Annotated in this window: 29 protein-coding genes; 20 read left to right on the plus strand and 9 right to left on the minus strand. The window is 71.7% G+C overall.

The window, feature by feature from the left end; translation table 11 throughout:
* Positions 1-57: 57 nt before the first annotated feature.
* The 6 genes from FHU36_RS15595 (at position 58) to FHU36_RS15620 (ending at position 6,510) form a co-directional block, all read left to right on the plus strand.
* A complete protein-coding gene (locus tag FHU36_RS15595; protein WP_185084379.1) occupies positions 58-750 on the plus strand; it encodes a redox-sensing transcriptional repressor Rex in 693 nt (230 codons plus the stop codon).
* Complete coding sequence (locus FHU36_RS15600; RefSeq protein ID WP_185084380.1) at positions 747-2,003, plus strand: glutamyl-tRNA reductase; 1,257 nt, start codon at positions 747-749, stop codon at positions 2,001-2,003. The genes FHU36_RS15595 and FHU36_RS15600 overlap by 4 nt, the downstream gene beginning before the upstream one ends.
* 29 nt (positions 2,004-2,032) lie before the next feature.
* Positions 2,033-2,905: a hydroxymethylbilane synthase gene (gene hemC / locus FHU36_RS15605; RefSeq protein WP_221496360.1), complete on the plus strand. Its 873-nt coding sequence runs from the start codon at positions 2,033-2,035 to the stop codon at positions 2,903-2,905.
* Complete coding sequence (locus FHU36_RS15610; RefSeq protein ID WP_221495904.1) at positions 2,902-4,446, plus strand: bifunctional uroporphyrinogen-III C-methyltransferase/uroporphyrinogen-III synthase; 1,545 nt, start codon at positions 2,902-2,904, stop codon at positions 4,444-4,446. The genes hemC and FHU36_RS15610 overlap by 4 nt, the downstream gene beginning before the upstream one ends.
* Positions 4,443-5,426 carry a porphobilinogen synthase gene (gene hemB, locus FHU36_RS15615; protein ID WP_185084382.1) on the plus strand — a complete coding sequence of 328 codons (984 nt, stop codon included), beginning with the start codon at positions 4,443-4,445 and terminating at the stop codon, positions 5,424-5,426. Before FHU36_RS15610 ends, hemB begins: the two co-directional genes overlap by 4 nt.
* Positions 5,427-5,880: 454 nt before the next feature.
* Positions 5,881-6,510, plus strand: coding sequence for a bifunctional DNA primase/polymerase (locus FHU36_RS15620; protein WP_185084383.1), 630 nt, complete (start codon positions 5,881-5,883; stop codon positions 6,508-6,510).
* A gap of 211 nt (positions 6,511-6,721) precedes the next feature.
* Here the strand turns inward: FHU36_RS15620 and FHU36_RS15625 are convergent, their stop codons facing one another.
* Positions 6,722-7,588 (minus strand): CPBP family intramembrane glutamic endopeptidase, encoded by an 867-nt coding sequence (locus tag FHU36_RS15625; RefSeq protein WP_185084384.1) that lies wholly within the window; start codon positions 7,586-7,588, stop codon positions 6,722-6,724.
* A gap of 129 nt (positions 7,589-7,717) precedes the next feature.
* On the opposite strand from FHU36_RS15625, the gene hemL reads away from it, so the two are divergent.
* Positions 7,718-9,007 (plus strand): glutamate-1-semialdehyde 2,1-aminomutase, encoded by a 1,290-nt coding sequence (gene hemL, locus FHU36_RS15630; RefSeq protein WP_185084385.1) that lies wholly within the window; start codon positions 7,718-7,720, stop codon positions 9,005-9,007.
* 30 nt (positions 9,008-9,037) lie between these two features.
* Here hemL and FHU36_RS15635 read toward each other — a convergent pair whose 3' ends face one another.
* The 4 genes from FHU36_RS15635 to wrbA form a co-directional block, all read right to left on the minus strand.
* A complete protein-coding gene (locus tag FHU36_RS15635) occupies positions 9,038-9,430 on the minus strand; it encodes a DUF6069 family protein (RefSeq protein WP_185084386.1) in 393 nt (130 codons plus the stop codon).
* Positions 9,427-9,612, minus strand: a complete 186-nt coding sequence (locus FHU36_RS15640) for a hypothetical protein (protein WP_185084387.1) — start codon at positions 9,610-9,612, stop codon at positions 9,427-9,429. The genes FHU36_RS15635 and FHU36_RS15640 overlap by 4 nt, the downstream gene beginning before the upstream one ends.
* A 91-nt stretch (positions 9,613-9,703) precedes the next feature.
* Entirely contained in the window at positions 9,704-11,044 is a 1,341-nt protein-coding gene (locus FHU36_RS15645) for an SGNH/GDSL hydrolase family protein (protein ID WP_185084388.1), read from the minus strand.
* Complete coding sequence (gene wrbA / locus FHU36_RS15650) at positions 11,041-11,673, minus strand: NAD(P)H:quinone oxidoreductase (protein WP_246502055.1); 633 nt, start codon at positions 11,671-11,673, stop codon at positions 11,041-11,043. Before wrbA ends, FHU36_RS15645 begins: the two co-directional genes overlap by 4 nt.
* An 86-nt stretch (positions 11,674-11,759) precedes the next feature.
* Between wrbA and FHU36_RS15655 the strand changes: the two genes are divergently transcribed.
* Positions 11,760-12,374 (plus strand): TetR/AcrR family transcriptional regulator, encoded by a 615-nt coding sequence (locus FHU36_RS15655; RefSeq protein ID WP_185084389.1) that lies wholly within the window; start codon positions 11,760-11,762, stop codon positions 12,372-12,374.
* Positions 12,375-12,412: 38 nt separating this feature from the next.
* Here the strand turns inward: FHU36_RS15655 and FHU36_RS15660 are convergent, their stop codons facing one another.
* Entirely contained in the window at positions 12,413-13,291 is an 879-nt protein-coding gene (locus FHU36_RS15660) for an EamA family transporter (RefSeq protein ID WP_185084390.1), read from the minus strand.
* 183 nt (positions 13,292-13,474) lie between these two features.
* On the opposite strand from FHU36_RS15660, the gene FHU36_RS15665 reads away from it, so the two are divergent.
* From FHU36_RS15665 to ccsB, 6 genes are all read left to right on the plus strand, one after another.
* Positions 13,475-14,395 (plus strand): LysR family transcriptional regulator, encoded by a 921-nt coding sequence (locus FHU36_RS15665; RefSeq protein ID WP_185084391.1) that lies wholly within the window; start codon positions 13,475-13,477, stop codon positions 14,393-14,395.
* Between the two features lie 55 nt (positions 14,396-14,450).
* On the plus strand, positions 14,451-15,092 hold the full coding sequence (locus FHU36_RS15670; RefSeq protein WP_185084392.1) for a histidine phosphatase family protein: 642 nt from the start codon (positions 14,451-14,453) through the stop codon (positions 15,090-15,092).
* Between the two features lie 88 nt (positions 15,093-15,180).
* Positions 15,181-15,750, plus strand: a complete 570-nt coding sequence (locus tag FHU36_RS15675) for a TlpA family protein disulfide reductase (protein WP_185084393.1) — start codon at positions 15,181-15,183, stop codon at positions 15,748-15,750.
* Positions 15,743-16,465: a cytochrome c biogenesis CcdA family protein gene (locus FHU36_RS15680; RefSeq protein WP_185084394.1), complete on the plus strand. Its 723-nt coding sequence runs from the start codon at positions 15,743-15,745 to the stop codon at positions 16,463-16,465. Before FHU36_RS15675 ends, FHU36_RS15680 begins: the two co-directional genes overlap by 8 nt.
* Before the next feature lie 13 nt (positions 16,466-16,478).
* Positions 16,479-18,038 carry a cytochrome c biogenesis protein ResB gene (gene resB / locus FHU36_RS15685; protein WP_185084395.1) on the plus strand — a complete coding sequence of 520 codons (1,560 nt, stop codon included), beginning with the start codon at positions 16,479-16,481 and terminating at the stop codon, positions 18,036-18,038.
* Entirely contained in the window at positions 18,028-18,978 is a 951-nt protein-coding gene (gene ccsB, locus FHU36_RS15690) for a c-type cytochrome biogenesis protein CcsB (protein ID WP_185084396.1), read from the plus strand. The genes resB and ccsB overlap by 11 nt, the downstream gene beginning before the upstream one ends.
* Before the next feature lie 28 nt (positions 18,979-19,006).
* On the opposite strand, the gene FHU36_RS15695 is transcribed toward ccsB, so the two are convergent.
* Positions 19,007-19,315, minus strand: coding sequence for a PLD nuclease N-terminal domain-containing protein (locus FHU36_RS15695; protein ID WP_246502056.1), 309 nt, complete (start codon positions 19,313-19,315; stop codon positions 19,007-19,009).
* 168 nt (positions 19,316-19,483) lie between these two features.
* On the opposite strand from FHU36_RS15695, the gene FHU36_RS15700 reads away from it, so the two are divergent.
* Both FHU36_RS15700 and FHU36_RS15705 read left to right on the plus strand, forming a co-directional pair.
* Complete coding sequence (locus tag FHU36_RS15700; RefSeq protein WP_185084398.1) at positions 19,484-20,536, plus strand: hypothetical protein; 1,053 nt, start codon at positions 19,484-19,486, stop codon at positions 20,534-20,536.
* 10 nt (positions 20,537-20,546) lie between these two features.
* On the plus strand, positions 20,547-20,840 hold the full coding sequence (locus FHU36_RS15705; protein ID WP_185084399.1) for a hypothetical protein: 294 nt from the start codon (positions 20,547-20,549) through the stop codon (positions 20,838-20,840).
* Positions 20,841-20,991: 151 nt separating this feature from the next.
* Here the strand turns inward: FHU36_RS15705 and FHU36_RS15710 are convergent, their stop codons facing one another.
* Entirely contained in the window at positions 20,992-21,213 is a 222-nt protein-coding gene (locus FHU36_RS15710) for a BldC family transcriptional regulator (RefSeq protein ID WP_026214226.1), read from the minus strand.
* 256 nt (positions 21,214-21,469) lie between these two features.
* Here FHU36_RS15710 and FHU36_RS44425 point away from each other — a divergent pair, with 256 nt between their 5' ends.
* The gene (locus FHU36_RS44425) at positions 21,470-21,688 is read left to right on the plus strand and encodes a DUF4229 domain-containing protein (RefSeq protein WP_185084400.1); all 219 of its coding nucleotides are present in this window, start codon (positions 21,470-21,472) and stop codon (positions 21,686-21,688) included.
* Here the strand turns inward: FHU36_RS44425 and FHU36_RS15720 are convergent.
* On the minus strand, positions 21,685-22,896 hold the full coding sequence (locus FHU36_RS15720; RefSeq protein WP_185084401.1) for a hypothetical protein: 1,212 nt from the start codon (positions 22,894-22,896) through the stop codon (positions 21,685-21,687). The genes FHU36_RS44425 and FHU36_RS15720 overlap by 4 nt on opposite strands.
* 77 nt (positions 22,897-22,973) lie before the next feature.
* Between FHU36_RS15720 and FHU36_RS15725 the strand changes: the two genes are divergently transcribed.
* The 3 genes from FHU36_RS15725 (at position 22,974) to FHU36_RS15735 (ending at position 25,565) form a co-directional block, all read left to right on the plus strand.
* The gene (locus FHU36_RS15725; protein WP_185084402.1) at positions 22,974-23,690 is read left to right on the plus strand and encodes a demethylmenaquinone methyltransferase; all 717 of its coding nucleotides are present in this window, start codon (positions 22,974-22,976) and stop codon (positions 23,688-23,690) included.
* Between the two features lie 149 nt (positions 23,691-23,839).
* Complete coding sequence (locus FHU36_RS15730) at positions 23,840-25,096, plus strand: geranylgeranyl reductase family protein (RefSeq protein WP_185084403.1); 1,257 nt, start codon at positions 23,840-23,842, stop codon at positions 25,094-25,096.
* Positions 25,097-25,169: 73 nt separating this feature from the next.
* Positions 25,170-25,565 carry an NADH-quinone oxidoreductase subunit A gene (locus FHU36_RS15735; protein ID WP_185084404.1) on the plus strand — a complete coding sequence of 132 codons (396 nt, stop codon included), beginning with the start codon at positions 25,170-25,172 and terminating at the stop codon, positions 25,563-25,565.

The raw sequence follows: 25,565 nt of genomic DNA on the forward strand, positions 1-25,565 counted from the left end.
GGATTAACCTGAAAGGCGGTTCGATCCCACCCACGCGGCCCACGGCCGCCCGTTCCCATGGAGCTCCGGCACGTGAAGAGCCCGTCCCAACCCCGTGACCGCGGCATCCCCGACGCCACGGTCGCCCGGCTTCCGTTGTACCTGCGGGCGCTGCACGGGATGGCCGAGCGGGCGATCGCCACCGTCAGCTCCGAGGACCTGGCCATGGCCGCCGGGGTCAACTCCGCCAAGCTCCGTAAGGACCTGTCGCACCTCGGCTCGTACGGCACCCGCGGCGTCGGCTACGACGTCGAGTACCTCGTCTACCAGATCTCCCGCGAACTGGGCTTGACCCAGGACTGGGCCGTGGCCATCGTCGGAGTCGGAAACCTCGGCCGCGCGCTCGCCAACTACGGCGGGTTCGTCTCCAGGGGGTTCCGCGTGGCCGCGCTGGTGGACGCCGACCCCGAAGTGGTGGGCGACGACATCGCGGGGTTGAATGTGGAGCACATCGACGAGCTGGAAGCCGTCATCAAGCGGCGTGGAGTATCGATCGTGGTTCTGGCGACACCTGCTGCGGCCGCGCAAGAAGTGTGCGACCGTGTGGTGGCCGTCGGCGTGACCAGCATTCTCAACTTCGCACCTGTCGTTCTGTCCGTGCCTGACGGCGTCGATGTCCGTAAAGTCGACCTATCAATCGAATTGCAGATCCTTGCGTTCCATGAGCAACGCAAAGCTGGGGGGCCACTGATGGCCGTGGACAGCCAGTGAGTGTTCTGGCGATCGGACTCAGCCACCGGACAGCGCCGGTGGCCATGCTGGAGCGCGTCTCGGTGACCGGCGACGCGCTCGTCAAACTCCTGCACGACGTGCAGCAGGACACCTGTGTGGCGGAGGCCATGGTGGTCTCGACCTGCAACAGGGTCGAGATCTACGCCGCGGTCGACCGGTTCCACGCCGCCTTCACCGCGATCTGCGACCGGCTGAGCGTCCACACGGGCGTCAGCGCCGACGAGCTGAGGCCTCACCTGTACGTCCACTTCGAGGAGCGTGCCGTCGAGCACCTGTTCTCGGTGGTGTGCGGCCTCGACTCGATGGTGGTCGGCGAGGGCCAGATCCTCGGCCAGGTGCGCAGGGCGCTCAAGCTGGCGCAGAAGCAGGGCACCGTCGGCGCCGTGCTCAACGACCTCGTGCAGCAGGCGCTGCGGGTCGGCAAGCGCGCCCAGACCGACACCGGCATCGACAAGGCCGGCGCCTCCCTGGTGAGCGCGGGCCTGGCCCTGGCGGGCGAGCTGCCCGGCCGGCGGGCCCTGGTGGTCGGCGCGGGCTCGATGAGCTCGCTGGCCGCCACGACGCTGGCCCGCGCGGGGGTGACCGACATCGTCGTGGCCAACCGCACCTTCGAACGCGGCCGGCGGCTGGCCTCCTCGGTCGGCGGCCGGGCGGTGGAGCTGTCCGCCGTCCAGGACGAGCTGGCCGCGGCCGACATCGTCATCACCTGTGTCGGCGCCGGACACCACGTGATCACCCCCGGCATGCTGACCCGCGGGTCGTTCCTCCTCGACCTGGCGCTCCCCCATGACATCGACCCGGCGGTCCGCGAGGTCCCCGGCGTCACACTGGTGGACCTGGAGACCATCCAGGAGTCCGGCATCGGCTCGCGCGAGGGCGACGCGGTACGGTCGGTCCGCGAGCTCGTCTCCCAAGAGCTCGAGGCCTACCTCGACGCCGAACGCGCCGCCAAGGTCACGCCGACCGTCGTCGCGCTGCGCGGCAAGGCCGCCGGCGTGGTCGAGGCCGAGCTGGGCCGCCTGCTGATGCGCATCCCCAACCTCGACGGCAAGACCCGCGACGAGGTCACCCAGACCGTGCACCGGGTCGTCGACAAGCTGCTCCACGAGCCGACCGTGCGTGTCAAACAGCTCGCCACGTCACCCGGCGGCGATCATTATGCGCAGGCCCTGCGCGAGCTGTTCGATCTCGATCCGAAGATGCCCGAGGCCGTGAGAGAGGTAGAGCTGTGACGTTGCGACTGGGGACCAGGCGCAGCCTGATGGCGACCACGCAGTCGCAGATGGTCGCCGACGCCTACACCGAGCGCACCGGCCGGGCCATCGAGCTGGTCGGCATCACCACGTTCGGTGATGTGTCCAAGGCCCACCTGGCCCAGCTCGGCGGCACGGGCGTGTTCGTGAGCGCGCTGCGTGACAAGCTCCTGGAGGGCGAGATCGACTTCGCCGTCCACTCGCTGAAGGACCTGCCGACCAAGCCCGACCCGCGCATCGCGCTCGCCGCCCTGCCCGCCAGGCACGACCACCGTGACGCGCTGGTCGGGCGCGTGCCGTTCGCCGAACTGCCCGCCGGTGCCCAGGTCGGCACCGGCTCGCCGCGCCGCGTCGCCATGCTCCGCGCCCTGCGCCCCGAGCTCGAGTACGTTCCGATCCGCGGCAACGCCGACACCCGGATCGGCAAGGTCACCTCCGGCGAGCTCGACGCGGTCGTGCTCGCCTCGGCCGGCCTGACCCGCATCGGCCGCACCTCCGAGATCGCGCAGATCTTCGAGGTCGAGGAGCTGATGCCGGCTCCCGGCCAGGGCGCACTCGCCGTGGAATGCCTCTCCGAGCGCGAGGACCTGGTCGACTTCCTCTCGGTGCTCGACGACCCGCGCACGCGCTCCGCGGTGACGGCCGAGCGGGTCGTCCTGGCCGCCCTGGAGGCCGGCTGTTCGGCGCCCGTGGGTGCGTTCGCGCTCGATGACGGGCAGACTCTCAACCTGACCGCCCTGGTCGTCGCCATCGACGGCTCAGAGGCGGTCCGCAAGTCCGCCGCCGGCTCTCCTTCGGAGGCTGTCGCTCTCGGCCACGAACTGGCGGCCGAGATGATCTCCGAAGGGGCCGACAGATTGATGGGGGAGCATTCCCATTGAGCCCCGATAGTCCGACCTCCGGCTTCGTCGCTTTCGTCGGCGCCGGTCCCGGTGATCCCAATTTGCTCACGCTCCGCGCCGCCGAGCTGCTCGGCAAGGCCGACGTGGTCGTCCTCGACGAGGAACGCTACGGTCCGCTGCTGCGCCACTGCCGCGAGGGCGTCGAGGTGGCCGCGGCCGACCTCGTCAAGCACGCCCAGGCGGGCCGCTTCGTCGTGCGCGTGTGCGAGGGCGACCCGATGCTGTTCTCCTCGATCACCGAGGAGGTCGCGGCCTGCACCGCGGCCGAGGTGGACTTCGAGATCGTGCCCGGCGTCCCGCCCGCGACCGCCGTGCTCACCTACGCGGGCATCCCGCCGGCGACGATCGTGCCCGAGTTCCGCGTCGTCGACGCCGCCCAGGACCAGGACTGGGCCTCGCACGCCGCCTGTCCCGGCACCCTGGTCGTCTACAACGGCCTCACCGACGCCGTCGCCATCGGCAAGGCGCTGATCGCGGGCGGCCGGGCCGACACCACGCCCGTCGCCGTCACCAGCGGCGGCACCACCACCGAGCAGCACACGGTCGTCTCGTCGCTCGGCCGGCTGCAGGCCGACCTCAAGCACGCGGGCTTCACCGAGCCGGCGCTCATGGTCGTCGGCGACGCCGTGGGCATGCGCGACAAGCTGTCGTGGTTCGAGACCAAGCCGCTGTTCGGCTGGCGCGTCCTGGTGCCGCGTACCAAGGAGCAGTCCAAGAGCCTGTCCGAGCAGCTCATCTCCTACGGCGCGGTGCCCGAGGAGGTGCCGACCATCTCGGTCGAGCCGCCCCGCACGCCGCAGCAGATGGACCGCGCCATCAAGGGCCTGGTCACCGGCCGCTACGAGTGGGTGGCCTTCACCAGCGCCAACGCCGTCAAGGCGGTGCGCGAGAAGTTCGAGGAGTACGGCCTCGACGCCCGCGCGTTCGCCGGGCTCAAGGTCGCGGCCGTGGGCGACGCCACGTCGCGGGCCCTGATCGAGTTCGGGGTCAAGCCCGACCTGCTGCCGTCGGGCGAGCAGTCGTCGGAGGGCCTGGTCGCCGAGTGGCCGCCGTACGACTCGATGCTCGACCCGATCAACCGCGTGCTGCTCCCGCGCGCCGACATCTCCACCGACACGCTGGTCGCCGGGCTGACCGAGCTGGGCTGGGAGTGCGACGACGTCACGGCCTACCGCACCGTGCGTGCCGCGCCGCCGCCCGCGCCGATCCGGGAGGCGATCAAGGGCGGCGGGTTCGACGCCGTGCTCTTCACCTCCTCCTCGACCGTGCGCAACCTCGTCGGCATCGCCGGCAAGCCGCACAACGTCACTGTGATCGCCGTCATCGGCCCGCAGACCGCGAGCACCGCCGAGGAGTTCGGGCTGCGCGTGGACGTCATGGCCGACAAGCCCTCGGCCTCCGCGCTCGCCGCCGCGCTCGCCGAGTACGGCGCCAAGCAGCGTCAGGCGGCGCTCGCCGCGGGCGACACGCCCCGACGGCCGTCGCTGAACCGCAGAGGAGCCCGGAGGAGAGCCAAGTGAGTGCGCAGTTCCCGACCGCCCGTCCGCGACGGCTGCGCCGCACCGCCGCGCTGCGGCGGATGGTGGCGGGCACCCGGCTGCACCCGGCCGAGCTGATCCTGCCGCTGTTCGTCAAGGAGGGCATCGAGGAGCCGGCTCCGGTCGCCTCGATGCCGGGCGTCTTCCAGCACACCCGCGACTCGCTGTGCAAGGCGGTGCACGAGGCCGCCGAGGCCGGGGTGGGCGGGGTCATACTGTTCGGCATCCCGGCGGTCAAGGACAGCCGCGGCTCGGCCGCCGACGACCCCGACGGGATTCTCCAGGTGGCGCTGCGCGAGGTGACCGCCGAGGTCGGCGACGCCCTCGTGGTGATGGCCGACACCTGCCTGGACGAGTTCACCGACCACGGGCACTGCGGCATCCTCACCGAGTCCGGCGACGTCGACAACGACGCGACGCTCGAACGCTACGCCTCCATCGCCGTGGCCCAGGCCCGCGCCGGGTCCCAGATGGTCGCGCCGAGCGGCATGATGGACGGCCAGGTCGCGGCCATCCGCGCCGCGCTCGACGCCGACGGCTTCGCCCAGGTGCCGATCCTCGCCTACTCGGCCAAGTACGCCTCCAGCTTCTTCGGGCCGTTCCGCGACGCCGCCGAGTGCGCGCCGCAGTTCGGCGACCGCAGCACCCACCAGCAGGACCCGGCCGGGCCGCTGGACGAGGCGCTGCGCGAGGTCCGCCTGGACCTGGCCGAAGGCGCCGACGCGGTCATGGTCAAGCCGGCCCTGGCCTATCTCGACGTCATCAGGAGGGTCCGCGACGAGGTGGCCGTGCCGGTCGCGGCCTACCAGGTCAGCGGCGAGTACGCGATGGTCGAGGCGGCCGCGGCGAACGGGTGGATCGACCGGGACCGCATGATCATGGAGTCGCTGGTGGCGATCCGGCGGGCGGGGGCCGACCTGATCCTCACGTACTGGGCCACCGAGGTCGCCCGCCGCCTCTGACCCCGCCCCAGAGGGTCCGCCTGCTTTTGGCCCGCTCCGGTGGATCCGTGCGCACTCCGCGCCGCACTGGCACGAGAGTGGCTCGCCCGTGCTCGTGTCGGCCCAGGTGCCGCCGCGCGTCCGGCCGCGCGAGCTGCGGGTGAGGACTCCCGTACATCCCGTGGGCGTTCGCGGGGTCGCCGGGCACGGGGCCGGGGCGGGGTGGGGGTGTGGTTCGGGGGCGTGCGAGAGTGGGTGGGTGAGCCTCCGCGCGCCACGCCGTTGTCTGTGGGGTTTTCGCGGCGCGGGGGTGGGCTGGGCGGGCCCTCTGGAGGGCGCACGGTCTTCAACGTGGGGATTCCCGTCGGGTCATGGGACGTGTGCGATAAACTGTGACGACTAGTGCTGGTGTGTCCCGCGTGAGCCCATGGCCAGGAGCCGGGAACCTTCAAGGCACGGATCGACGGGAGACACCATGGTGGGGGCACCACTCGCTCGGCGTACCAGAAAACGATCCCGGCCGTCCCGGATCGACTCCGTCCTGGGCTATGCCGCCCTGGGGTGGCCGGCCGTACCGGGGGCCTTTCCCCTGCGGCGCGGGTCGCGGGCGTGTTCGTGCGACCGGCTCGGCTGTCCCGACCCCGGCGCGCACCCGCTCTCGCCCGCCTGGCATCTCCAGGCCACCACTGACGCCACCCTGCTGGCGCGCTGGTGGCGGCTGGAGCCCGAAGCCAACGTGATCCTGCCCACGGGCACGGTGTTCGACGTGTTCGACGTACCCCTCGCCACCGGTCTCACGGCTCTGTCCCGCCTCGACGCCGAGGGAGTCCACTCAGGCCCGGTCGCCGCCAACGGCGACCGGGTCTTGTTCTATGTGGCGACCCGGGGAAACCCGGAGGACGAGGACGAGTGGTGGTCGTGTCACCTCGACTGCGATCCGGCCACCATCGACGCCACGCCGGGGCTCCGCTGGCACTGCCGCGACAGCTACGTCCTCGCCCCGCCGTCCACGTTGCCGAACGGCCAGCCCGTCTCCTGGCTCCGCGCCCCGGACGGCCGCCCGCTCCCCGACCCGCTGCGCATCCTGGAACGCCTGGCCGACTAGACCGGCGCGCCGTGATCTTTTGACGGGAGCCGCTGTCCGGCCGCCGGATGCCGGTCTGGGTGAAGGGCCGCCGGCCTGGCAGAGCGGATCGATGGGTGGTGGAGCGGGGCGGGGTGGCCGGTGGGGGGTGGTTCGTCCTCGTGGATCTGGGGGTCGCTCACTCGGCCTGGCCGGTGGCCGGGGCCGGTTCGCAGAGTTGTGGCGGACGGGGTCAGCGGCCGAGGAGGAGGGGGACGAAGACCAGGTTGGTGATCACGTGGATGAGGATGATCACCCAGATGTTGCGGTAGCGGGACCACAGGTAGCCCAGCATGAGGCCGAAGACGCCCTGGAAGGCGACGATGCTCGCCAGGCCCAGCAAAGGCGCGTCGGGGCGTACGTGGGAGGTGTGCATGAGGGCGAACAGCAGGGACGAGCCCAGGATCGCCGGCCACCTGCCGTACAGGGCCTCCAGCCGGGTCTGCAGCCAGCCCCGGTAGAACACCTCCTCCAGCACGCTCGCCGTGAGCAGCGTGATCAGCGACCCGATGACCAGGACGACGGGGTCGGGCAGCTCCTGGGTCAGCGGCACGGCGAGCGGGCCCACCTGGGAGAGCAGGAACCACACGACGACCGCCGGTAACGGGGCCAGCCAGGTGACCGGGGCGGGAATCGCCCTGGCCGCGAGCCCGTCGCCGCGCAGCAGGCGGAAGGCGAGGAGGGGACCGGCCAGCAGGACGACGACCTTGACCACCGGGTAGAGCAGGCCGGCGCGGGACGCGAACGGGGCGAGGCAGGCCATCACCAGAGCCAGCGCCACCAGGATCCACGCCTCGCCGCGCAGCCGGGAGGCGGGCAGGCCGGTGAGCGGCCGGGGCGGCTCCACCCGGGGCGGCACCAGGCGGGCCAGCGCCAGCGCCGCCAGCGGGGGCAGGATGGCCGCCCACAGGGACATGCCCGACGCGCCAGGGTCGGCGGAGCCCGTGATCGAGGTGTGGCCCGTCGCCACGAGCCAGACGTAGGCGGCGGCGAACACGGTCAGCCCCGCGCCCGTGAAGGCCAGGCGGGGAGTGGTGGTCGGGGATGTGGGAGGGGCCATGAAGGAGATGGTCTCCGGAAATCGGGCGAGTGTCGTCATCCCGGGGTCCGATTCTCGGGGACCGACTTTGGATGTACGCGCGCCCCACCGCATGGGGGACCGCGGCCGTCCGCGACTAACCTGGAGCGCGTGAGCCGTACACAGAAGTCCGAGGACCTGTTCGCCCGCGCCCGCGCCCTCGTGCCGGGAGGCGTCAACTCGCCGGTCCGCGCGTTCGGCGCGGTCGGCGGCACGCCCCGCTTCATGGCCTCCGGCGAGGGGCCCTACATCACCGACGTGGACGGCAACCGTTACGTCGACCTCGTCTGCTCCTGGGGGCCGATGATCCTGGGGCACCGCCACCCCGCCGTCGTCGAGGCGGTCACGGAGGCGGTCTCCCACGGGTTCGGGTACGGCGCGGCCACCCCCGGGGAGGTGGAGCTGGCCGAGGAGATCGCCGCCCGGGTCGCACCGGTGGAGCGGGTACGCCTGGTCAGCTCGGGCACCGAGGCGACGATGAGCGCGGTGCGGCTGGCGCGCGGGTTCACCGGCCGGTCCAAGGTGATCAAGTTCGCCGGCTGCTACCACGGCCATGTCGACGCGCTGCTGGCCTCGGCCGGGTCGGGCGTGGTGACGTTCGGGCTGCCCGACACGCCTGGGGTGACCGGGGCGTCGGCGGCCGACACGATCGTCCTGCCGTACAACGACGTCGCGGCGGTCGAGGCGGCGTTCGCGGCGGCCGAGATCGCCTGCGTGATCACGGAGGCGTGCCCGGCCAACATGGGCGTGGTGCCGCCGCGTGACGGCTTCAACGCGCGGCTGCGCGAGCTGTGCACCGCCAACGGCGCGTTGCTGATCATGGACGAGGTGCTGACGGGCTTCCGCGTGTCGCCGGCGGGCTGGTACGGCCTGGACCCGGTGGACGCCGACCTGATGACGTTCGGCAAGGTCATGGGCGGCGGGCTGCCGGCGGCGGCGTTCGGCGGGCGGGCCGACGTCATGGCCAGGCTCGCCCCGGAGGGACCCGTCTACCAGGCGGGCACGCTGTCGGGCAACCCGCTGGCGTGCGCCGCGGGCCTGGCCACGTTGCGCGCGCTCGACGCCGACGCCTACGCCACGGTGGACGCGGCGGCGCTGGCCGTGGGGCAGGCCGCCTCCGACGCCCTCACCGCGGCCGGGGTGCCGCACAGGTTGCAGCGGGCGGGCAACCTGTTCTCGGTCTTCTTCACCGACCAGGAGGTCCGTGACTTCGCCGGGGCCCGGAGCCAGAACACGGCGGCGTTCACCGCGTTCTTCCACAGTATGCTCGACCAGGGCGTCTACCTGCCGCCGTCGGCGTACGAGGCGTGGTTCCTGTCGGCGTCGCACGACGACGAGGCGCTGAACCGGGTGGCCGACGCCCTGCCCGCCGCCGCCAAGGCGGCCGCCGCGACACACTAGCGCTCCCGGCCCGGCGCCCGAGCGACCTGGCTACCCGCGGCGACGCAGCAGCGGGACCAGTACGGCGGCGACGGCGAGGTGCATCGCGGCGAGCACGGTCCTGGCGCCTGCCGTGGCCTCGGCGAAGAGGATCGGGACGAAGGACACCAGCAGCACGATCACCGCGAGCCAGGTCCAGATGGTGGCCGCCCGCTCGCTGAACCTCTCCAGGACGGCCAGGGCGCCCCAGCCGAGCAGCGCGAAGGCGAGCGCGAACCCGGCGACGAGGGGCAGGCCGATCACCATCGGCGGTTGCCCGTTGCGCATGTCCACCCGCAGCTCGATGCCCAGGACGGCGGCGGCGAGGCCGACGAGCACGGCGGCGAGGACCGCCCCGCCGACCGCCAGGACCCTCGTGCGGCGGCGGGCTCCGGCGGCGGTCATGCCGCGCTCCGGGCGAGCAGCGCGGCGCGCTCGGCGACCCGGGGGCGGGGGAGAGACGTGGTCGGCGCCCGCCCGGCGCCGGCCCGGTCCGTGTCCTTTGCGGCGCCCCGGCCAGGAGCGGCCGGCCGGGCCGCGGCCAGGGCCGGCGGGCGGACGGTGCTCGTGAAGCGGTGGGAACTCATAGCGACATTGGCTGACATGGTGTGTCCTCTCGGGTGGTCGTGAAGGACGCGACGAGGGGCCGAGTCCCGTCATGACCGGTTTCGGGTCGGTTCAGCCGAGGTCGGCGGGGTTGACGGCGTGGGCGACGGCGCGGTAGCCGGCATCGTTGAGGTGGAGGTGGTCGCCGGCGTCGTAGGCGGGGTCGAGCTGATCCTCATCGGTGGGGGACGCCAGCGCGCGATCAAGGTCGATCACGGCGTCGTACTGACCGGAGGTGCGGATCCAGGTGTTGACCTCCTCCCGCTTTCTCTCGCTGCGCGGCGTGTGGTAGCGGGAGCCCTTCATCGGCGGAAGCGTGGCGCCGATGATCCGCACCCCCTTGGCGCGGGCCTGCCGGATCAGACTGAGATGCCCCGCGATGACCTTTTGGGCCGGGACCTCGACGGCGGGCCCGCCGATGGGGGAGGGCGCCTCACTCATGCCGATGTCGTTGGTGCCTGCCAGGACGATGACCGTGCCCACGCGGGGCTGCGCGAGGACGTCACGTCCGAACCGGGACGTGGCACTGTCGCCGAACTGCGGGGAGTCGACCGTCACGAGGTTGCCGGCGATGCCCTGGTTGACTATGGCGCGAGGCCGGCTGGTGGTGGAGAGCCGTTCGGCGAGCTCGTCGGGGTAGCGGTTGTCGGCCCCGGGGGTGGAGCCGTACCCATCGGTGAGGGAGTCGCCGAAGGCGACCACGCCAGGGCGTCGCGGCGTCGCGCCGATGACGTCGACTGCGCTGAGGTAGTACCAGGACTGTGAGGTGTCGGTGAAGGCCGTGGCGCTGGTGTCGGCCCGGTGGTCGCCGGCCGCCCGGTAGCTGGTGGCCGTGGCCTGTGCGTGGTAGGTGGCGGGACCGGTCGGCGCGGCGAAGTGAAGGGTGACCGTCACGGAGTCCAGCGCTTTCAGCGGCAGCGCCACCGGGTCGCCGGCGAGTTCCGCCCCGGCCGGGATGGTGAAGGATCGAGCTCGTTCGACGGTGAGGTGGTGCAGCGTCTCCGGCCGGATGGAGGCGCCGCGGGCAGTGCGGGCGATGGTCGCACCGGTGACTCTGAGCGGGGCCGTGCCGTAGGCGTTCGACAGCCGCACGCGCGTCAGGCGGCCGCCGGCGCTGATGCGGACCACCTGCCGGACGGTCTGGCGGGTGAAGCCCTCCTCGGCCCAGTTGGGGGTGAAGCTCCTGCTCGGACGCTGCGGCGATGCGGTCCAGGTGGCGGTCCAGCCCTTGCCCGCGCCCGTCCCGGCGGTCGTGGACGCGCCGGCGGGTGTGGACGCGCCGGCGGGTGTGGGGCCCGCCGCGACCGGCACCATCGCCGCGGCCACCAGCATGGCCGACGCCAGGGCCCACACGGACAGCCTCCGTCGTGGTGGGGCGGGCGTGCGCGCGGCCCGCCGGTGCCAGGCGGTCATGCCGCGCTCCGGGCGAGCAGCGCGGCGGTCGCGGCGGCCCGCCGCCCCTGGTGCGCGGCGGCCTCCAGCTCCACCTCGCCCGGCTCGCCTCCCATGGCCGAGACGAACGAGGTGCCGTAGGGATTGCCCAGCCGGAACTGGACGGGGTCGGTGTAGCCGGGCGGGACGATGATGCCGCCCCAGTGGTAGAAGACGTTGCCGAGGGACAGCAGCGTGCTTTCCTGACCGCCGTGCGCGGTGGCACCCGCGGTGAAGGCGCCGTAGACCTTGCCGGCGAGGCGGCCCCGCTGCCACAGCGGGCCGGTGGTGTCGATGAACTGCTTGAGCTGGGCGGCGACCGTGCCGTATCGGGTGGGGGTGCCGAACAGGACGGCGTCGGCCCACTCGAGATCGTCGAGTGCGGCCTCGGGGATGTCCGCGGTCCGCTCGATGTGCGCCTGCCAGGCGGGGTCGCTCTCGACGGCGTGGGCCGGGGCGAGCTCCGCGACCCGGCGCAGCCGTACCGTGGCGCCGGCCTTCTCCGCGCCTTCGGCCACCGCCCGCGCCAAGGCGTGCACGGTGCCGGTGGAGCTGTAGTAGATCACTGCGACGTTGACCGTCATGGTGTCGTCCTCGTTCCAAAACTTCATGCGGTGTGTAGTTCCGAATCTACAGATAGCATGAAGTTCGCACCAAGGGGAAGTTCACATCGAATGAAGTTGTTGGGAGGGGTGGCATGGCGGCCATCGACCGGCCCCAGAACGCGCGCAGCCGCCGCACCCGGGAGGCCCTCCTGACCGCCGCGCGCAAGCTGATCGAGGAAGAGGGTTTCGAGGCGACCACCATGGCCGCCGTCGCCGAGCGCGCCGGCGTCTCACACCGGGCGCTCTATCTCCACTTCGCCTCCCGTGGCGACCTGCTCACCACGCTGTACGGGCATCTCGGCGCCGCCGAGGATCTCAGGGCCTCGCTCGACCTGGTGTGGAGCCGGCCGGACGCGGTGAGCGCTCTGGAGGAATGGGCGCACCACATGGCCAGGGCGCACCCGAGGATCATGGCGGTCTCGCTGGCTGTGGAGCGAGCCTGCCGCACCGACCCGGACGCCGCGCAGATGCGCGGGATCACCATGCGCAACTGGCATCTCGGCTGCACGAGGCTCATGGCCTGGCTGGCGGACGAGGGGCGGCTGGCCGGCGCGTGGACGGTCGAGACGGCGGCCGACATGCTGTGGGGCCTGATGTCGTGGGATCTGCTCGAACGGCTGATCGTCGAGAAGGGCTGGTCGCCCGAGCGGTACGGCGACCACCTGGCGGGCCTCTTCCGCGCCACGTTCGTCGCCGATCCTCGCTGAGCGGAGCGACGCTCGGCCGGTGCCGCGGACCTGGAGCGTCACGCCCCCCGGACGGCGGGCGCGGGCTCGGCCGGCGCGGGCGCCCGGCGGGTGCCCGCGTACAGGACGCCGCAGACGATGAGCGCTCCCGCGACGAGCTTGACCCAGGAGAGGGGCTCGCCCGTGACCAGGGCGGCGGAGGAGAGGCCGAACACGGGCACCAGCAGCGTGTACGGCGCGACGGTCGAGGCGTCGTAGCGCCGCAGCAACCACCCCCACACCCCGAACCCGCCCAGCGTGGAGACGAACGCCACGTACACCAGCGACAGCCAGCCCTCGGCGGGCGCCGACAGGCTGGGCGTGCCCTCCACCAGCAGGGACAGGGCCAGCAGGGGCGGCGCGGACAGGGCGCTCACCCACACCATGAACCGCAGCGAGTCGGGCGGCGCGGCCCGGCGCTGCACCACGTTGCCCAGCCCCCACGCCGCGGCGGCGGCCACGCACAGGGCGAAGGCGCCGGCGGGTCCGGCCAGGCCGAAGTCGACGGCGACGAGCGCCAGCCCGGCGAAGGCGAGGCCCAGCCCGGCGACGCGCCGGGCGGTGAGCCGCTCACCGAGCAAGGTCACCGCGAACAGCACGGTGAACAGGGCCTGCACCTGCAGGACCAGTGAGGTGAGACCGGCGGGCATGCCGGCCCGCATGCCCATCAGCAGCAGGCCGAACTGTCCGACGCCGATCGTCGCGGCCACCCCGGCCACCCAGCGCCACGGCACTCCCGGCCGGCCCACCAGCAGCAGGGCGGGGAAGGCGGCCATGGCGAACCGCAGCCCCGCGTACAGCAGGGGCGGGAAGTGGCGCAGGCCCACCTGCATGACCACGAAGTTGAAGCCCCAGACGGCCGCGAGGCCGATCGCCAGGGCCAGGTGACGCGGTGTCACGCAGAGCGCGGCTTCTGGTAGCGGATGCGCTGCTCGCGGGCCTGCTCGGCGAGGACCTTGAGGTAGGAGACGGACGTGGACGCGTGCTTCTTCGTGTTAAGGATTCGCATGCATATATTTTCGTCTACTTCAGATTGAAGGACAAGCGAGACTTTCTACGCTAAACCCTTTAGGCTGGCTTACATGTTGGACCTGAACCGGCTCAAGGCTCTTCACGCCGTGCACGTCTACGGGTCGGTCGGCGCCGCCGCCGACGCGCTCATGGTCACCCCCTCGGCCGTCTCCCAGCAGATCGCCAAGCTGGAGCGCGAGACCGGTGCCCGGCTGATGGAGCGCAACGGCCGGGGCGTCCGGCTCACCGACGCGGCCGGCCTGCTCGCCGAGCACGCCGAACGGATCCTCGCGCTGGTGGAGACCGCCGAGGCCGACTTCGAGGCGCTGCGCGGCGAGGTCGTGGGCCGCCTGAACATGGGGGCGTTCCCGACGGCGGTGCGCGGGCTGATGCCCGCCGCGCTGACCGGCATGCGGCGGCGCCACCCCGACCTGCATGTCCTGCTGCACGAGCGCGAGCCCGAGCGGGTGGTGCGCGAGGTGGCGCGGGGCGAACTCGACCTCGGCGTCGTCCAGGACTGGATGAACCGCCCGATGGCCCTGCCCGACGGGTTGTCCAAGGCGACCCTGCTCGACGACATCGCCGACGTGGTGGTGCCCGCCGACCATCCGCTGGCCGGCCGCAAGGAGGTCGAGCTGTCGTCGCTGAGCGGAGAGCAGTGGATCAGCTCCTCGCCCGGCACCGTCTGCCACGACTGGCTCGTCTTCACGCTGCGCAGCGCCGACCTGGAGCCCGAGATCTCCTGCATGGCCGACGAGTACCCGACCCAGATGGCGCTCGTCGCCGCCGGGATCGGCTGCGCCATCATCCCCAGGCTGGGCCGCGACCTCCTGCCCGAGGGCGTCAGCGTCGTCCCGCTCCGCCCCCGGCAGACGCGGCGGATCTCCGCGATCTGGCGCACCGACGCAGCCCGCCGCCCGGCGATCAGGGCCGCCGTCGAGGCGCTGTCCGAAGCCAGCCGCACCCAGGAGAACTCCTGGGCCGTGAGCTGACCCCGCACGCCCTGGTGTGGCTCGCAGGGCGCGGCCGGATAGGCTGTGGCGCACCATGGCTGAAACCACCGTCGTTCACCTGATGCGGCACGGTGAGGTGCACAACCCCGAGGGCATCCTCTACGGCAGGCTGCCCGGCTACCACCTGTCCGACACCGGCCGGCAGATGGCCGAGGTCGTCGCCAAGGCGGTCACCGCCCGCGACGTCGTCGCCCTCTACAGCTCGCCCCTGGAGCGCGCCCAGGAGACCGTGGCCCCGCTGGCGGCGACGTTCGGCCTGGAGGTCACCCTCGACGACCGCCTGATCGAGGCGGGCAACCTGCTCGAAGGCCGCATGATCGGCCAGGGCCTGGGTGTCTTCCGCAACCCGCGCAACTACCGCTACTTCTGGAACCCCATGCGCCCCTCGTGGGGCGAGCCGTACCCCTCGATCATCCAGCGGATGCGGTCGGTCGTCGACGACGCCAGGCGCGCGGCGCGCGGCCACGAGACGATCCTGGTCAGCCACCAGCTGCCCATCTGGGCGATCCGGATGGCCGCCGAGGGCCGGCGCAGGCTCTGGCACGACCCGAGACGCAGGCAGTGCGGGCTGGCCAGCCTCACCACGTTCACCTTCGAGGGCGACCGGCTCGTCAGCGTCGGCTACAGCGAGCCGGCCGGCTCGCTCGTCAAGGGCCCGACGATTCCCGGAGCCTGATCCGCGCGGGTGCCCCTGCGTCCTGGGCGGCCCGTCACGCCGGTAGAGTTGCAAGCTCTACCGGTTGTAGTACAAGGAGATCTTCCCCGTGCGCGCGAAGCTCGTCTCCCTCACCCTCCTGGCCCTGCTGGCGGCCGGCTGCGCGGGCAGCGGCCAGACCGGACAGCCCCAGGCGGGCGACACGCGCTTCGTCGCGGGCGACGGCACGATGCAGCTCTTCGCCGCGGCCGACCGCAAGCCCGCGCCCACGGTCGAAGGGGAGACCCTCGAAGGCGGCACCGCCTCACTCGCCGCGCACAAGGGCAAGGTCGTGGTGCTGAACTTCTGGGCGTCGTGGTGCGGGCCGTGCCGGGCCGAGGCGCCGGTGCTCAAGGAGGTCGCGGCCAAGACCAAGGGCGGCGGCGTCGAGTTCCTGGGCGTCGACTTCAAGGACCGCAAGGCCGACGCGCTGGCGTTCGAGCGCACCGAGCAGACCGGCTACCCGAGCATCTTCGACCAGCCCGGCAAGGTCGCGCTCGCCTTCCAGGGCACCGTGCCGCCCGCCGCCATCCCGTCCACGCTGATCATCGACAAGCAGGGCCGGATCGCCGCCAGGGCGCTCGGCGCGGTGCGCTACACCGACCTGATGAACACGGTGACCAAGGTGCGCGATGAGTGACGTCGTCGCCTCCGGCTCGCTGCTGCTGGCCGTGCCCATCGCGGTCCTCGCGGGTCTGGTGTCGTTCCTGTCGCCGTGCGTGCTGCCGCTGGTGCCGGGCTACCTGTCGTACGTGACCGGGATGAGCACCGACCCCCGCAAGGGGCGGCTCGTGCTGGGCACCGTGCTGTTCGTCGCCGGGTTCGCGGTGGTGTTCGTGCTCAGCGGGGCGCTGTTCGGCGGGCTCGGCGCGGCCATGTTGGGCCACGCCGAGGTCATCACGCGGGTGATCGGCGTGCTGACGATCCTGCTCGGGCTGGCCTTCCTGGGCGTGCTGCCCGGGCTGATGCGCGACGTGCGCATCCACCGCCTGCCCTCGGCCGGTCTGGCCGGGGCACCGCTGCTCGGCGTGGTGTTCGGGCTCGGCTGGACGCCGTGCATCGGGCCGACGCTCGCCGTCGTGCTGGCGCTGGGGCTCAACGAGGGCAGCGCGTCACGGGGCGCGCTGCTCGCCGTCGCGTACGCGCTGGGGCTCGGGGTGCCGTTCGTCGTCGCCGCGCTGGCCTACAGCAGGGCGCTGCGCACGTTCCAGGCCATCCGGCGGCACTCGCGGCTGATCACCCGGATCGGCGGCGGCATGATGGTGGCGGTGGGCATCCTGCTCGTGACCGGCCTTTGGGGAGAGATGATCGCGTCCATGCAGGGGCTGGTCGGCGGGTTCAGGCCGGTGATCTGATGACGGTGACGCCATGACGGTGGACGAGCTGCGCAAGCAGGAGGCGCCCCGCCCGGCCGGGCTCGGCCCGGTGGGCTGGCTGCGGTGGGCCTGGCGCACCCTCACCTCGATGAAGACGGCGCTCATCCTGCTCTTCCTGTTCGCGCTGGCCTCCGTGCCCGGCTCGCTGCTGCCGCAGCGCGGCGTCGAGCCGGAGCAGGTCGCCCAGCTCTACCAGCAGAACCCCGCGCTCGCCGAGTGGTACGACCGCTTCCAGCTCTTCGACGTCTTCAGCTCGGTCTGGTTCGCCGCGATCTACCTGCTGCTGTTCACCTCGCTGATCGGCTGCATCATCCCGCGCACCACGACCTACCTGCGCGAGCTGCGCCGGCGTCCCCCGGCCGCGCCGCGCAACCTGTCGCGCCTGCCGCACTTCTCGTCCTTCGACGGCGGCCTGACCGTCGAGCAGGCCGCCGCACGGCTGCGCCGGCGGCGCTTCCGCGTCGAGACGGGCGACGGCTGGGTGGCCGCCGAGAAGGGCTACCTGCGCGAGACCGGCAACCTGTTCTTCCACATCGCGCTGCTCGGCCTGCTGGTCGCCGTCGGGATCGGTTCCCTGTACGGCTACCGGGGCAACGTCCTCGTCGTCGAGGGCGACGGGTTCGCCAACACGGTCGCCGCCTACGACCGCTACATGCCCGGCAGCCAGGTGTCCGCCGAGTCGCTGGAGCCGTTCTCCTTCCGGCTCGACCGCTTCGAGACCACCTACCAGGTCGAAGGCGACAAGCGCGGGCAGGAGCTCGACTACTCCGCCTTCCTCAAGGTCAGCGACGCGCCCGGAGCGCGCGAACGCGACTACGAGCTGAAGGTCAACGAGCCGCTGGAGATCGACGGCACGCAGACCTACCTCATCGGCCACGGCTACGCCCCCGAGTTCAGGATCACCGACGGCAAGGGGCAGGTGGCCTTCGAGGGGCCCGTGCCGTGCCTCATCGAGGACAAGCCGTCGCTGACCTCGGGATGCGTCGTCAAGGCGCCCGACGCCCGGCCCGAGCAGCTCGGCTTCCTGCTGAGGTTCCTGCCGACGAGCGTGCCGCTGACCGACGGCGGCCACGCCTCCGCCTTCCCCGGCGCGCTCCAGCCGGAGGTGCAGGTCATCGGGGCGTTCTCCGGCGACCTCGGCGTGCGCTCGGGCAAGCCGCAGTCGGTGTACGAGCTGGCCCCGCCCGAGCTGATGAAGAAGCTCAACCCGCTGGTCATGGGCACCTCCGTGCCCAAGCCGCTGGCCGTGGGGCAGTCGCTCGACCTGCCGAACGGAGCGGGCAAACTGGAGTTCACCGGCGTCAAGGAGTGGATGACGCTCCAGATCGCCTACGACCCGGGGCGGCTGCCCGCCCTGGTGGCCGCCGCGGTCGCCACCGTCTCGATCGCGCTGTCGCTGATGATCCGCCGCCGCCGGGTGTGGGTGCGGATCAAGGACGGCGCCGCCGAGGTGGGCGGCCTGACCCGCACCGAGGGTTCGGCGGCGGGCTTCACCGAGGAGTTCGCCGACATCGTGAAGGTTCTATCAGCAGGAGACAAGGATGCCCGCTGAGCAACTGGCCGAGGTGAGCGACCTCTTCATCCTCGCCGCCGTCCTGCTCTACCTCCTGGCCATGATCGGCTTCGCGCTCGACCTGGCGTTCGGCCGGGCCCACGCGGGCACGGCCGCCGCACGGGGCAGGGAGCCCGTCGCCGTGGGCGCCGGCGGTGGTGCCGAGCCGCCCGCCGCCGGCCCGGCCGGCGTCGAGGGGGGCGCGGCGTCGCCGACGTGGGCGTCCAAGGCCGCCCTCGTGGCGCTGCTGCTCGGCTGGGGGGCGTGGGCGGCCAACCTGGCCGCCATCGTCACGCGGGGCCTGGCCGTGGAGCGCTGGCCGTGGGCCAACATGTACGAGTTCGTGGTGGGCATCTGCTTCGCCGCCGTGACGGCGTTCCTCGGCACCCACCTGCGGTACAACGTCCGTTTCCTCGGCCCGTTCGTCATGCTCACGGCGGCTCTGGGGCTCGGCTTCGCGGTCAAGTTCCTCTACACCGCCGCCGGGCCGGTGGTGCCCGCGCTCAACTCCTACTGGATCGCCATCCACGTCTCGGCGGCGATCCTGGCCAGCGGTCTGTTCATCCTGGCGGGGGTCACGGGCGTCCTCTACCTCGTACGCGGGGACGGCCTGTCGCGGCTGCCGTCGCGGGAGGACCTGGAGCGGGTGGCCCACCGGGCGATCGTGCTGGCCTTCCCGGTGTGGACGTTCGCCGTCATCGCGGGCGCGCTGTGGGCCGACAAGGCGTGGGGCCGCTACTGGGGCTGGGACCCCAAGGAGGTCTGGTCCTTCATCACCTGGGTGGCGTACGCCGCCTACCTGCACGCCCGCGTCACGGCGGGCTGGCGGGGCCGCGCGGCGACGATCGTCCAGCTCGTCGCCTTCGCCTGCCTGCTGTTCAACCTCGTCGGCGTGAACATCTTCATCACGGGGCTCCACAGCTACGCCGACGTCGGCTAGGAGCCCCGCACGTCACCCCGGGGGCGGCTCAGTCGTCGCTGCCGCCGCGCATGCGGCGGTCCAGCTCGCGGAGGAAGTCGGGGTCGTCGTCGGGACCCTTGGGGGCCGGCCGCGGAGGCCTGCCGGGCTGCCGCTGTCGCGGCGTGTGGTGCGCGGCGGCCTGCGGGCGGCCGCGCGCCAGCCAGAACAGGCCGCCCACGAGGGGGAGCAGGGCGACGATCAGCAGCCACAGCGCCTTGGGGGCGTTGCGGACGTCCTCCTCGGGGGTGGTGATCACGTCGAACAGCGAATAGAGCCAGAAGGCCAACAGAGCCAGACCCAACAGGACACCTGCCATGCCCGAACTGTAAGCCATCCGCGACGTGATCGTGTCACCTACATGCACCATTTCGGGTGACTCGGGAAGGTGCCCGTCGTACCGTGGAACCCGATTCAGCGGAGCCCTCGCCGGGCAGCCCCGACCGTCCGGCGGTTCGCGCGGGCGCCACGGGCGTGGAGAGGTGCGATGGCCTTTTCGACCGACAAGGGCCGCCATCGGCGGGGCCGCTGGTGGCGGCGCGGGTCGTACCTCTTCTCGCGGCGCCGCGAGGCGCCACCCGATGCCGACCGCTCGTTCTGGGCGTACGACGAGGGACTGCTTCGCCGGCCCCCGGACGTGAGAGGCGGCCCGGGCGGCTCCGAGACGCGGCCCGACCGCGACGACCGGCCCGACCGGGACAGGTCCGTGCGCGACTGGCTGGGACGGGACCGTTCCCGGCGCCCGCGGCCCGAACGCGATTGGCACCGCGTCCTGCCCGACCTCGGCGAGGGCTCCCGGTCACGGGACCGCCGCCGGCGGGACGGCGCCGAACGGCTGCCGGCGGCCGTGGTGGACCACCCCGCGTACACCTGGCACGACTTCGAGCTGGACGACACACCGCTGAGAGCCAGGCCGCACCGCCCCGAGGCGCCCTCCCTGGGTGACGGGCTGCGCCACTGCGGCAGGCTGGAGACGATCCTGCACCGCCAGTGGGACGCCCGCCTCGGCCCGCCGCCCGCGGAGATCGTCCGCGCCGTGGAGAGCCTCGCCCGGCTGCCCGAACGGCTCAAGGAACTGCTCGCCGACGGGCTCGAAGGCATCTACGTCGGCCCGGGCGGCGTGCCGGACCTCGACGACATGGGCTACCTGCGCGGCGCCCCGCTGCCGTCCGGCCGGGCCACCTGGGACATCTGCGCGGGCGCGTACGGCGACCGCAAGATCGTCGTGGGCGACCGGCCGTCGCCGACACCCGACGTGATGATGCACGAGGTGGGGCACGCCATCGACGACATCGACTCCCAATACGGCGACTGGGTGTCGGACTCGCCGGAGTTCGTGGCACTGTACGAGCAGGTGATGCCCCTGCTGGCCTCGTCCTTCCACCGCCAGGGCGGAGGGCTGGGCCGCAAGGAGTTCTTCGCCGACGCCTTCGCCGCCATCGCCTCGCGCCAGCGGCCCGCCCTCGTCGACATGCTGAACGGAGACACGCGGATGGCGCTGAACGTCATGCTGTTCTTCAACCGGCGCTACGGAATCTAGGTGATCGGGCATGTACGTCATCCGGCTCGCTGACGGGACCCTGCGCGTGCCGCGAAGCCTGACCAGCGAGGACGGGCGGCTGATCGGCAACGCCTACGTGGACGTCGTGCCCGGCGACCCCGACTACGACCGCTGGCTGAAGGAGTCGCTGACCGAGGACGAACTGGCCGAACGGCGCGGTCGCTGGCAGGAGGGCGACGAGGAGCTGGAGCGGGAGTTCCTGGCGTTCAAGACGGAACACGCCGGGCAGGTCGAGGCCGGGCAGGTCACGGCGGAGCAGGAGCAGGAGCCGGAGAGAGGCTGACGCGGAGGCCGCTCAGGGCGGGCCCGGGGCGTGGGGGAGGTCTGGACAGGCGCCAGCCACGTTCGGCGGTTGGCGCCCGGGCGTGCCGTACATCTCCAGAACGGCGTCCCGTCGCGGTGACCCTGACACGCAGGATCACCATGACGAAACGTCACACGCGCGGGGACTCGCCTGCCGGCCGGTCGGCCGTCAGAACATCCTCGCCACGCAGAAGGGCGTGCACTTCCGACTCGCGGAACCGCCGGTGCCCTCCGGGGGTGCGGATACTGCTGATGCGGCCTGCCGCAGCCCAGCGCGTAACCGTCTTTGGGTCTACTCGGAAGAGGGCGGCAACCTCTCCCGGGGTCAGCAGACGCTCGCTGCTACTCTCCACCAATCTCTCCCCCTCGCATCCCGCTTCCTGCCAGCGGGCGGACAGGTAACCAGTGTGTCGAGCGAAGCCTGATTTATCCGTGGTTTTCGACAAAGATCACGGGTTGTTATCAGCTGACTGCCCGATTGTTATATGATAGAGCCTCTTTGGGGCTCTCATGGGTGTTTCTTTACGAAACTCCCTGACTGTGAACACTAGCAGCGCTCGCGCCGGATGCGAAGAGCGACCGCACTGTCCGCCGAGTAACCTCGACGTTGTGCGTCCCGTTCTCGTTTACACCCTGCTGCGCGTCGTTCTGTTCGCGGTGACCTTCGGCGTGCTCTACCTGCTCGGCCTGCAAAACCTGCTCGTGCTGATCGTGGTGTCGTTCCTGGTGAGCGGCATCGTGAGTTACGTGCTGCTGTCGAAGCAGCGCGACGCCATGAGCGCACGACTCAGCGGCAGGCTCAACCGGTCCAAGCCGCACGACGACTAGGTCAGGGGGAACATGCCAATCCGGGCATGGTACTCCCGTCCCAGTCGCGTCGTGTCGCTACCAACCAGTAGGCCGCCCGGGTGCGGCAGAAACGCCTTGACCCCGATCCCACGCTCACGTCCCGGATTCCACGTGAGCGCCTTGCCCGTGCCGGGATGAATGGCGGCGATCCCCTCGCGCGCCACCGCGCCGGGCCCCGCCGAGTCGCGGCCACGGGGATTGTTCAGCCATCGCTGGTGCCCGCCGACATAGACCGCCGCCCCCGTCACCGCCACCGCGTAGAGCGAGTCTCCACCGGTGTGGTTGACCCACGTGGGCCGCACGTCGGCCGCCGTCGCCCGGGTCTCGAACCGCGCGGCGGTGTCGCACAGCTTCGTGCCGGTGGCCGCCCCTCCCGTGGTGACGACGACGAAGTAGCGCCCGTCCGGTGAGAAGTCGAGTCCCCGCACGTAGGAGGGGAAGACCCTCTTGCACGCCGGTGCGTACGCCGAGGTCCGCCAGGCGGCCACCTCGGCCGTCGGGCCACTCACGTCGATCAGCCCGAGCTGGGGCCGCGACCGGCCGCCGAGCGTGGTGAAGCTGCCGTTCACCGCGAGCCGGCCGCCCGCCACCGCGAGCGCGTGCACCTTGACGCGCGGCGTCAGCGGCGCGCCCGGCGTGATCGCGAACCTCGGGTCCGCCGCTCCGGTCCTCGCGTCCAGCCTGGCCAGCGCCGTGCGCGGCCGGGTGAAGTCGCCTCCGGCGTACAGTTGCCCGCCCTGCCGGGCCAGCGTGGCGACCATGCCCCCGGCGACGCGCGGCGCGAAGCCGCGCACCAGCGACCCGTCGCGCAGGCTGAGCCGGGCCAGCGACCTGGCCGCCTGCCCGTTGACCTCGGGGAAGTCGCCGCCCACGTAGACCGTGCCGGCGTCGCCGGCGGCCAGGCCGTACACGGGGCCGTCAACCTCCGGCGCGAAGCCGGGCAGGACGCGGCCCGTGGCGAGGTCGTAGGCGAAGAGGTTGTCGCGGGCCAGTGTCACCGTGCGCCCGGCGTCGCTCACCTCGCTGAACGACCCCCCGACCACGACGGTGCGGCCGACCAGCGCGATCGCGTTGACGATGCCGTCGAGCACGTGCGGCGTGGTGTCGGCGGGGTCGGCCGAGACGACGCGCGAGTGCGCGGTGGGGGAGGCGGCCAGCACGGCCGCAAGGGTGACTCGGGCAAGCATTCGCCAAGTTCTAGCAGACTGTCCGTAGCGGTGTGGATACTTTCCGTCAATCGCCGGTATGGCCATAGGCTTGGGCCATGACGCGCGCTCAGTTGGACAAGAAGCCGGGCGAGGTCGCCGCGATGTTCGATCGCACCGCCCGGCGCTACGACCTGGTCAACGACGTGATCTCGCTGGGACAGGTGCGGCTGTGGCGCAAGGCCGTGGCCGCGGCCGTCGACGCGGGGCCCGGCGAGGTGGTGCTCGACCTCGGGGCCGGCACCGGCACGTCCACCGACGCGTTCACGACCCTGGGCGCCCGCGCGATCGCCTCCGACTTCTCCCTCGGCATGCTGCGCACGGGGGTGCGGCGGCACGGCGGCAACGCGCTGAGCGGACCGGGCGTTCCGTTCGTCGCCGGTGATGCGATGCGGCTGCCGTTCGCCGACGACAGCTTCGACGCGGTGACCATCTCGGTGGCGCTGCGCAACGTGCACGACACCGGGCAGGCGCTGCGCGAGATGCTGCGCGTGGCCAAGCCGGGCGGGCGGCTGGTCGTGCTCGAGTTCTCGCACGTGACGGTGCCGGCCTTCGACCTGGTCTACCGCGAATACCTGATGAAGCTGTTGCCCAAGGTGGCCACGGTGTTCGGCTCCAATGACGACTCCTACGAGTACCTGGCCGAGTCGATCCGCGACTGGCCGGACCAGGCGAAGCTGGCCCGCGTGATCCGCGACGCAGGGTGGCAACGGGTCGCCTGGCGCAATCTCACGATGGGCATCGTGGCCATGCATCGGGCGTTCAAGCCGGTGTGACGGACGGGTTGGGTCAAAGGGCGTGCCCCGACTGCCACTATCCAGACGAAAAGCAGTAGACTGCGGGCCGACAAGTTTGTGAAGGGGTTCACAAAGGAACGAAGGCGACACAACCCGAGGCCTTCAAGCGTGTAGGACAGGACAGTCCCGTGACCGTGCCCACAGCCACACAGGCTGACGCCGACGTCATCGTCGTCGGCGCCGGTCCCGCCGGTTCCGCAACCGCCTTTTACCTCGCCCGGGCCGGGCTCGACGTGCTGCTCCTCGAGAAGACCACCTTCCCCCGGGAGAAGGTCTGCGGCGACGGGCTGACCCCCCGCGCGGTCAAGCAGCTCCTCAACATGGGCGTCGACGTCGACGCCCCCGGCTGGGTCAGGAACAAGGGCCTGCGGGTCGTCGGCGGCGGCCTTCGTTTCGAGCTCGACTGGCCGCAGTTGGAGCGCTTCCCCGACTTCGGCCTGGTGCGCACCCGCCAGGACTTCGACGAGATCGTCGCCGCCAACGCCGTCCAGGCCGGGGCGCGGCTCATGCAGGGCGTCACCGTCACCGGCCCGGTCCTCGACGACCGCAGCGGCCACGTCGTCGGCGTCACGACCAAGGACGGCGCGACCTACCGCAGCCGCCTGGTGGTCGCCGCCGACGGCAACAGCACCCGGCTGGCCCTCGGCATGGGGCTGCACAAGCGCGAGGACCGCCCGATGGGCGTGGCCGTGCGCACCTACTTCACCAGCCCCCGCCACGACGACGACTATCTCGAGACCTGGCTGGAGCTCTGGGACGGCGACACGCTGCTGCCCGGTTACGGCTGGGTGTTCGGCGTCGGCGACGGCACCGCCAACGTCGGCCTCGGCCTGCTCAACACCAGCGCCCACTTCGGCAACATCGACTATCGCGTCCTGCTGAAGCGCTGGTGCAAGGCCATGCCCGCCGAATGGGGCTTCACCGAGGAGAACATGACGGCCCCGATCCGCGGCGCCGCCCTCCCGATGGCGTTCAACCGCCAGCCCCACTACACGCGCGGCCTCGTGCTCGTCGGCGACTCCGGCGGCTCGATCAACCCGTTCAACGGCGAGGGCATCGCCTACGCCATGGAGACCGGCGAGATCGCGGCCGAGGTCATCGAACGGGCACTGCGCAAGGACACCACGCCCGCGCACCGCGAACGGACCCTGCGCACCTATCCTCAGGTGCTGAAGGACGCCTACGGCGGCTACTTCACGCTCGGCAGGTGGTTCGTCGAGGCGATCGGGAAGCCGGGGGTCATGAGCTTCGGCACCCGCCACGGTCTGCCCCACCCGAGGCTGATGCGCTTCGCGCTCAAACTCCTTGGTAATCTCACCGACCGGCGGGGCGATGCGTCAGACAAGATCATCAACGCACTCTCGAAGGTCGCGCCGCCAGCATGAATCCCACAAGACCCAGGCACATCCATAGATCAGGCTGCGCGTTCGCGCGCGTGGCTCCAGAGGAGGCGTAGCGATGGACCTTTACGTGCCCATCCTGGTGCTCGCCGTTCTCGCGGGGGGCTTCGCGATCTTCTCGGTCGCCATCGCTCCCTTCACCGGTCCCAAGCGCTGGAACCGCGCCAAGCTTGACGCCTACGAATGCGGCATCGAGCCGACGCCCCAGCCTGTCGGTGGCGGACGGTTCCCGCTCAAATACATGGTCACCGCGATGCTCTTCATCGTGTTCGACATCGAGATCATCTTCCTTTACCCCTGGGCTGTGTCCTTCGCGCCGCTGAAGAACGACGCGGGCGGTGTGCTCTCCTCGGGCCTCGGGGTGTTCGCGCTCGTCGAGATGCTGCTGTTCATCGTCACCGTGCTCGTCGCCTACGCGTACGTGTGGCGCCGCAAGGGTCTGGACTGGGACTGA

The sequence above is a fragment of the Nonomuraea muscovyensis genome, from assembly GCF_014207745.1.
In the GTDB taxonomy this organism is placed as follows: Bacteria; Actinomycetota; Actinomycetes; order Streptosporangiales; family Streptosporangiaceae; genus Nonomuraea; species Nonomuraea muscovyensis.

Coding starts and splice junctions, on each gene's coding strand:
- FHU36_RS15595 (WP_185084379.1), top strand. CDS start 58: ATGGAGCTCCGGCACGTGAAGAGCCCGTCCCAACCCCGTGACCGCGGC.
- hemC (WP_221496360.1), top strand. CDS start 2,033: ATGGCGACCACGCAGTCGCAGATGGTCGCCGACGCCTACACCGAGCGC.
- FHU36_RS15620 (WP_185084383.1), top strand. CDS start 5,881: ATGGTGGGGGCACCACTCGCTCGGCGTACCAGAAAACGATCCCGGCCG.
- FHU36_RS15625 (WP_185084384.1), bottom strand. CDS start 7,588: ATGGCCCCTCCCACATCCCCGACCACCACTCCCCGCCTGGCCTTCACG.
- FHU36_RS15635 (WP_185084386.1), bottom strand. CDS start 9,430: ATGACCGCCGCCGGAGCCCGCCGCCGCACGAGGGTCCTGGCGGTCGGC.
- FHU36_RS15640 (WP_185084387.1), bottom strand. CDS start 9,612: ATGAGTTCCCACCGCTTCACGAGCACCGTCCGCCCGCCGGCCCTGGCC.
- FHU36_RS15645 (WP_185084388.1), bottom strand. CDS start 11,044: ATGACCGCCTGGCACCGGCGGGCCGCGCGCACGCCCGCCCCACCACGA.
- wrbA (WP_246502055.1), bottom strand. CDS start 11,673: ATGAAGTTTTGGAACGAGGACGACACCATGACGGTCAACGTCGCAGTG.
- FHU36_RS15655 (WP_185084389.1), top strand. CDS start 11,760: ATGGCGGCCATCGACCGGCCCCAGAACGCGCGCAGCCGCCGCACCCGG.
- FHU36_RS15665 (WP_185084391.1), top strand. CDS start 13,475: ATGTTGGACCTGAACCGGCTCAAGGCTCTTCACGCCGTGCACGTCTAC.
- FHU36_RS15670 (WP_185084392.1), top strand. CDS start 14,451: ATGGCTGAAACCACCGTCGTTCACCTGATGCGGCACGGTGAGGTGCAC.
- FHU36_RS15680 (WP_185084394.1), top strand. CDS start 15,743: ATGAGTGACGTCGTCGCCTCCGGCTCGCTGCTGCTGGCCGTGCCCATC.
- resB (WP_185084395.1), top strand. CDS start 16,479: ATGACGGTGGACGAGCTGCGCAAGCAGGAGGCGCCCCGCCCGGCCGGG.
- ccsB (WP_185084396.1), top strand. CDS start 18,028: ATGCCCGCTGAGCAACTGGCCGAGGTGAGCGACCTCTTCATCCTCGCC.
- FHU36_RS15695 (WP_246502056.1), bottom strand. CDS start 19,315: ATGGCAGGTGTCCTGTTGGGTCTGGCTCTGTTGGCCTTCTGGCTCTAT.
- FHU36_RS15700 (WP_185084398.1), top strand. CDS start 19,484: ATGGCCTTTTCGACCGACAAGGGCCGCCATCGGCGGGGCCGCTGGTGG.
- FHU36_RS15705 (WP_185084399.1), top strand. CDS start 20,547: ATGTACGTCATCCGGCTCGCTGACGGGACCCTGCGCGTGCCGCGAAGC.
- FHU36_RS15720 (WP_185084401.1), bottom strand. CDS start 22,896: ATGCTTGCCCGAGTCACCCTTGCGGCCGTGCTGGCCGCCTCCCCCACC.
- FHU36_RS15725 (WP_185084402.1), top strand. CDS start 22,974: ATGACGCGCGCTCAGTTGGACAAGAAGCCGGGCGAGGTCGCCGCGATG.
- FHU36_RS15735 (WP_185084404.1), top strand. CDS start 25,170: ATGGACCTTTACGTGCCCATCCTGGTGCTCGCCGTTCTCGCGGGGGGC.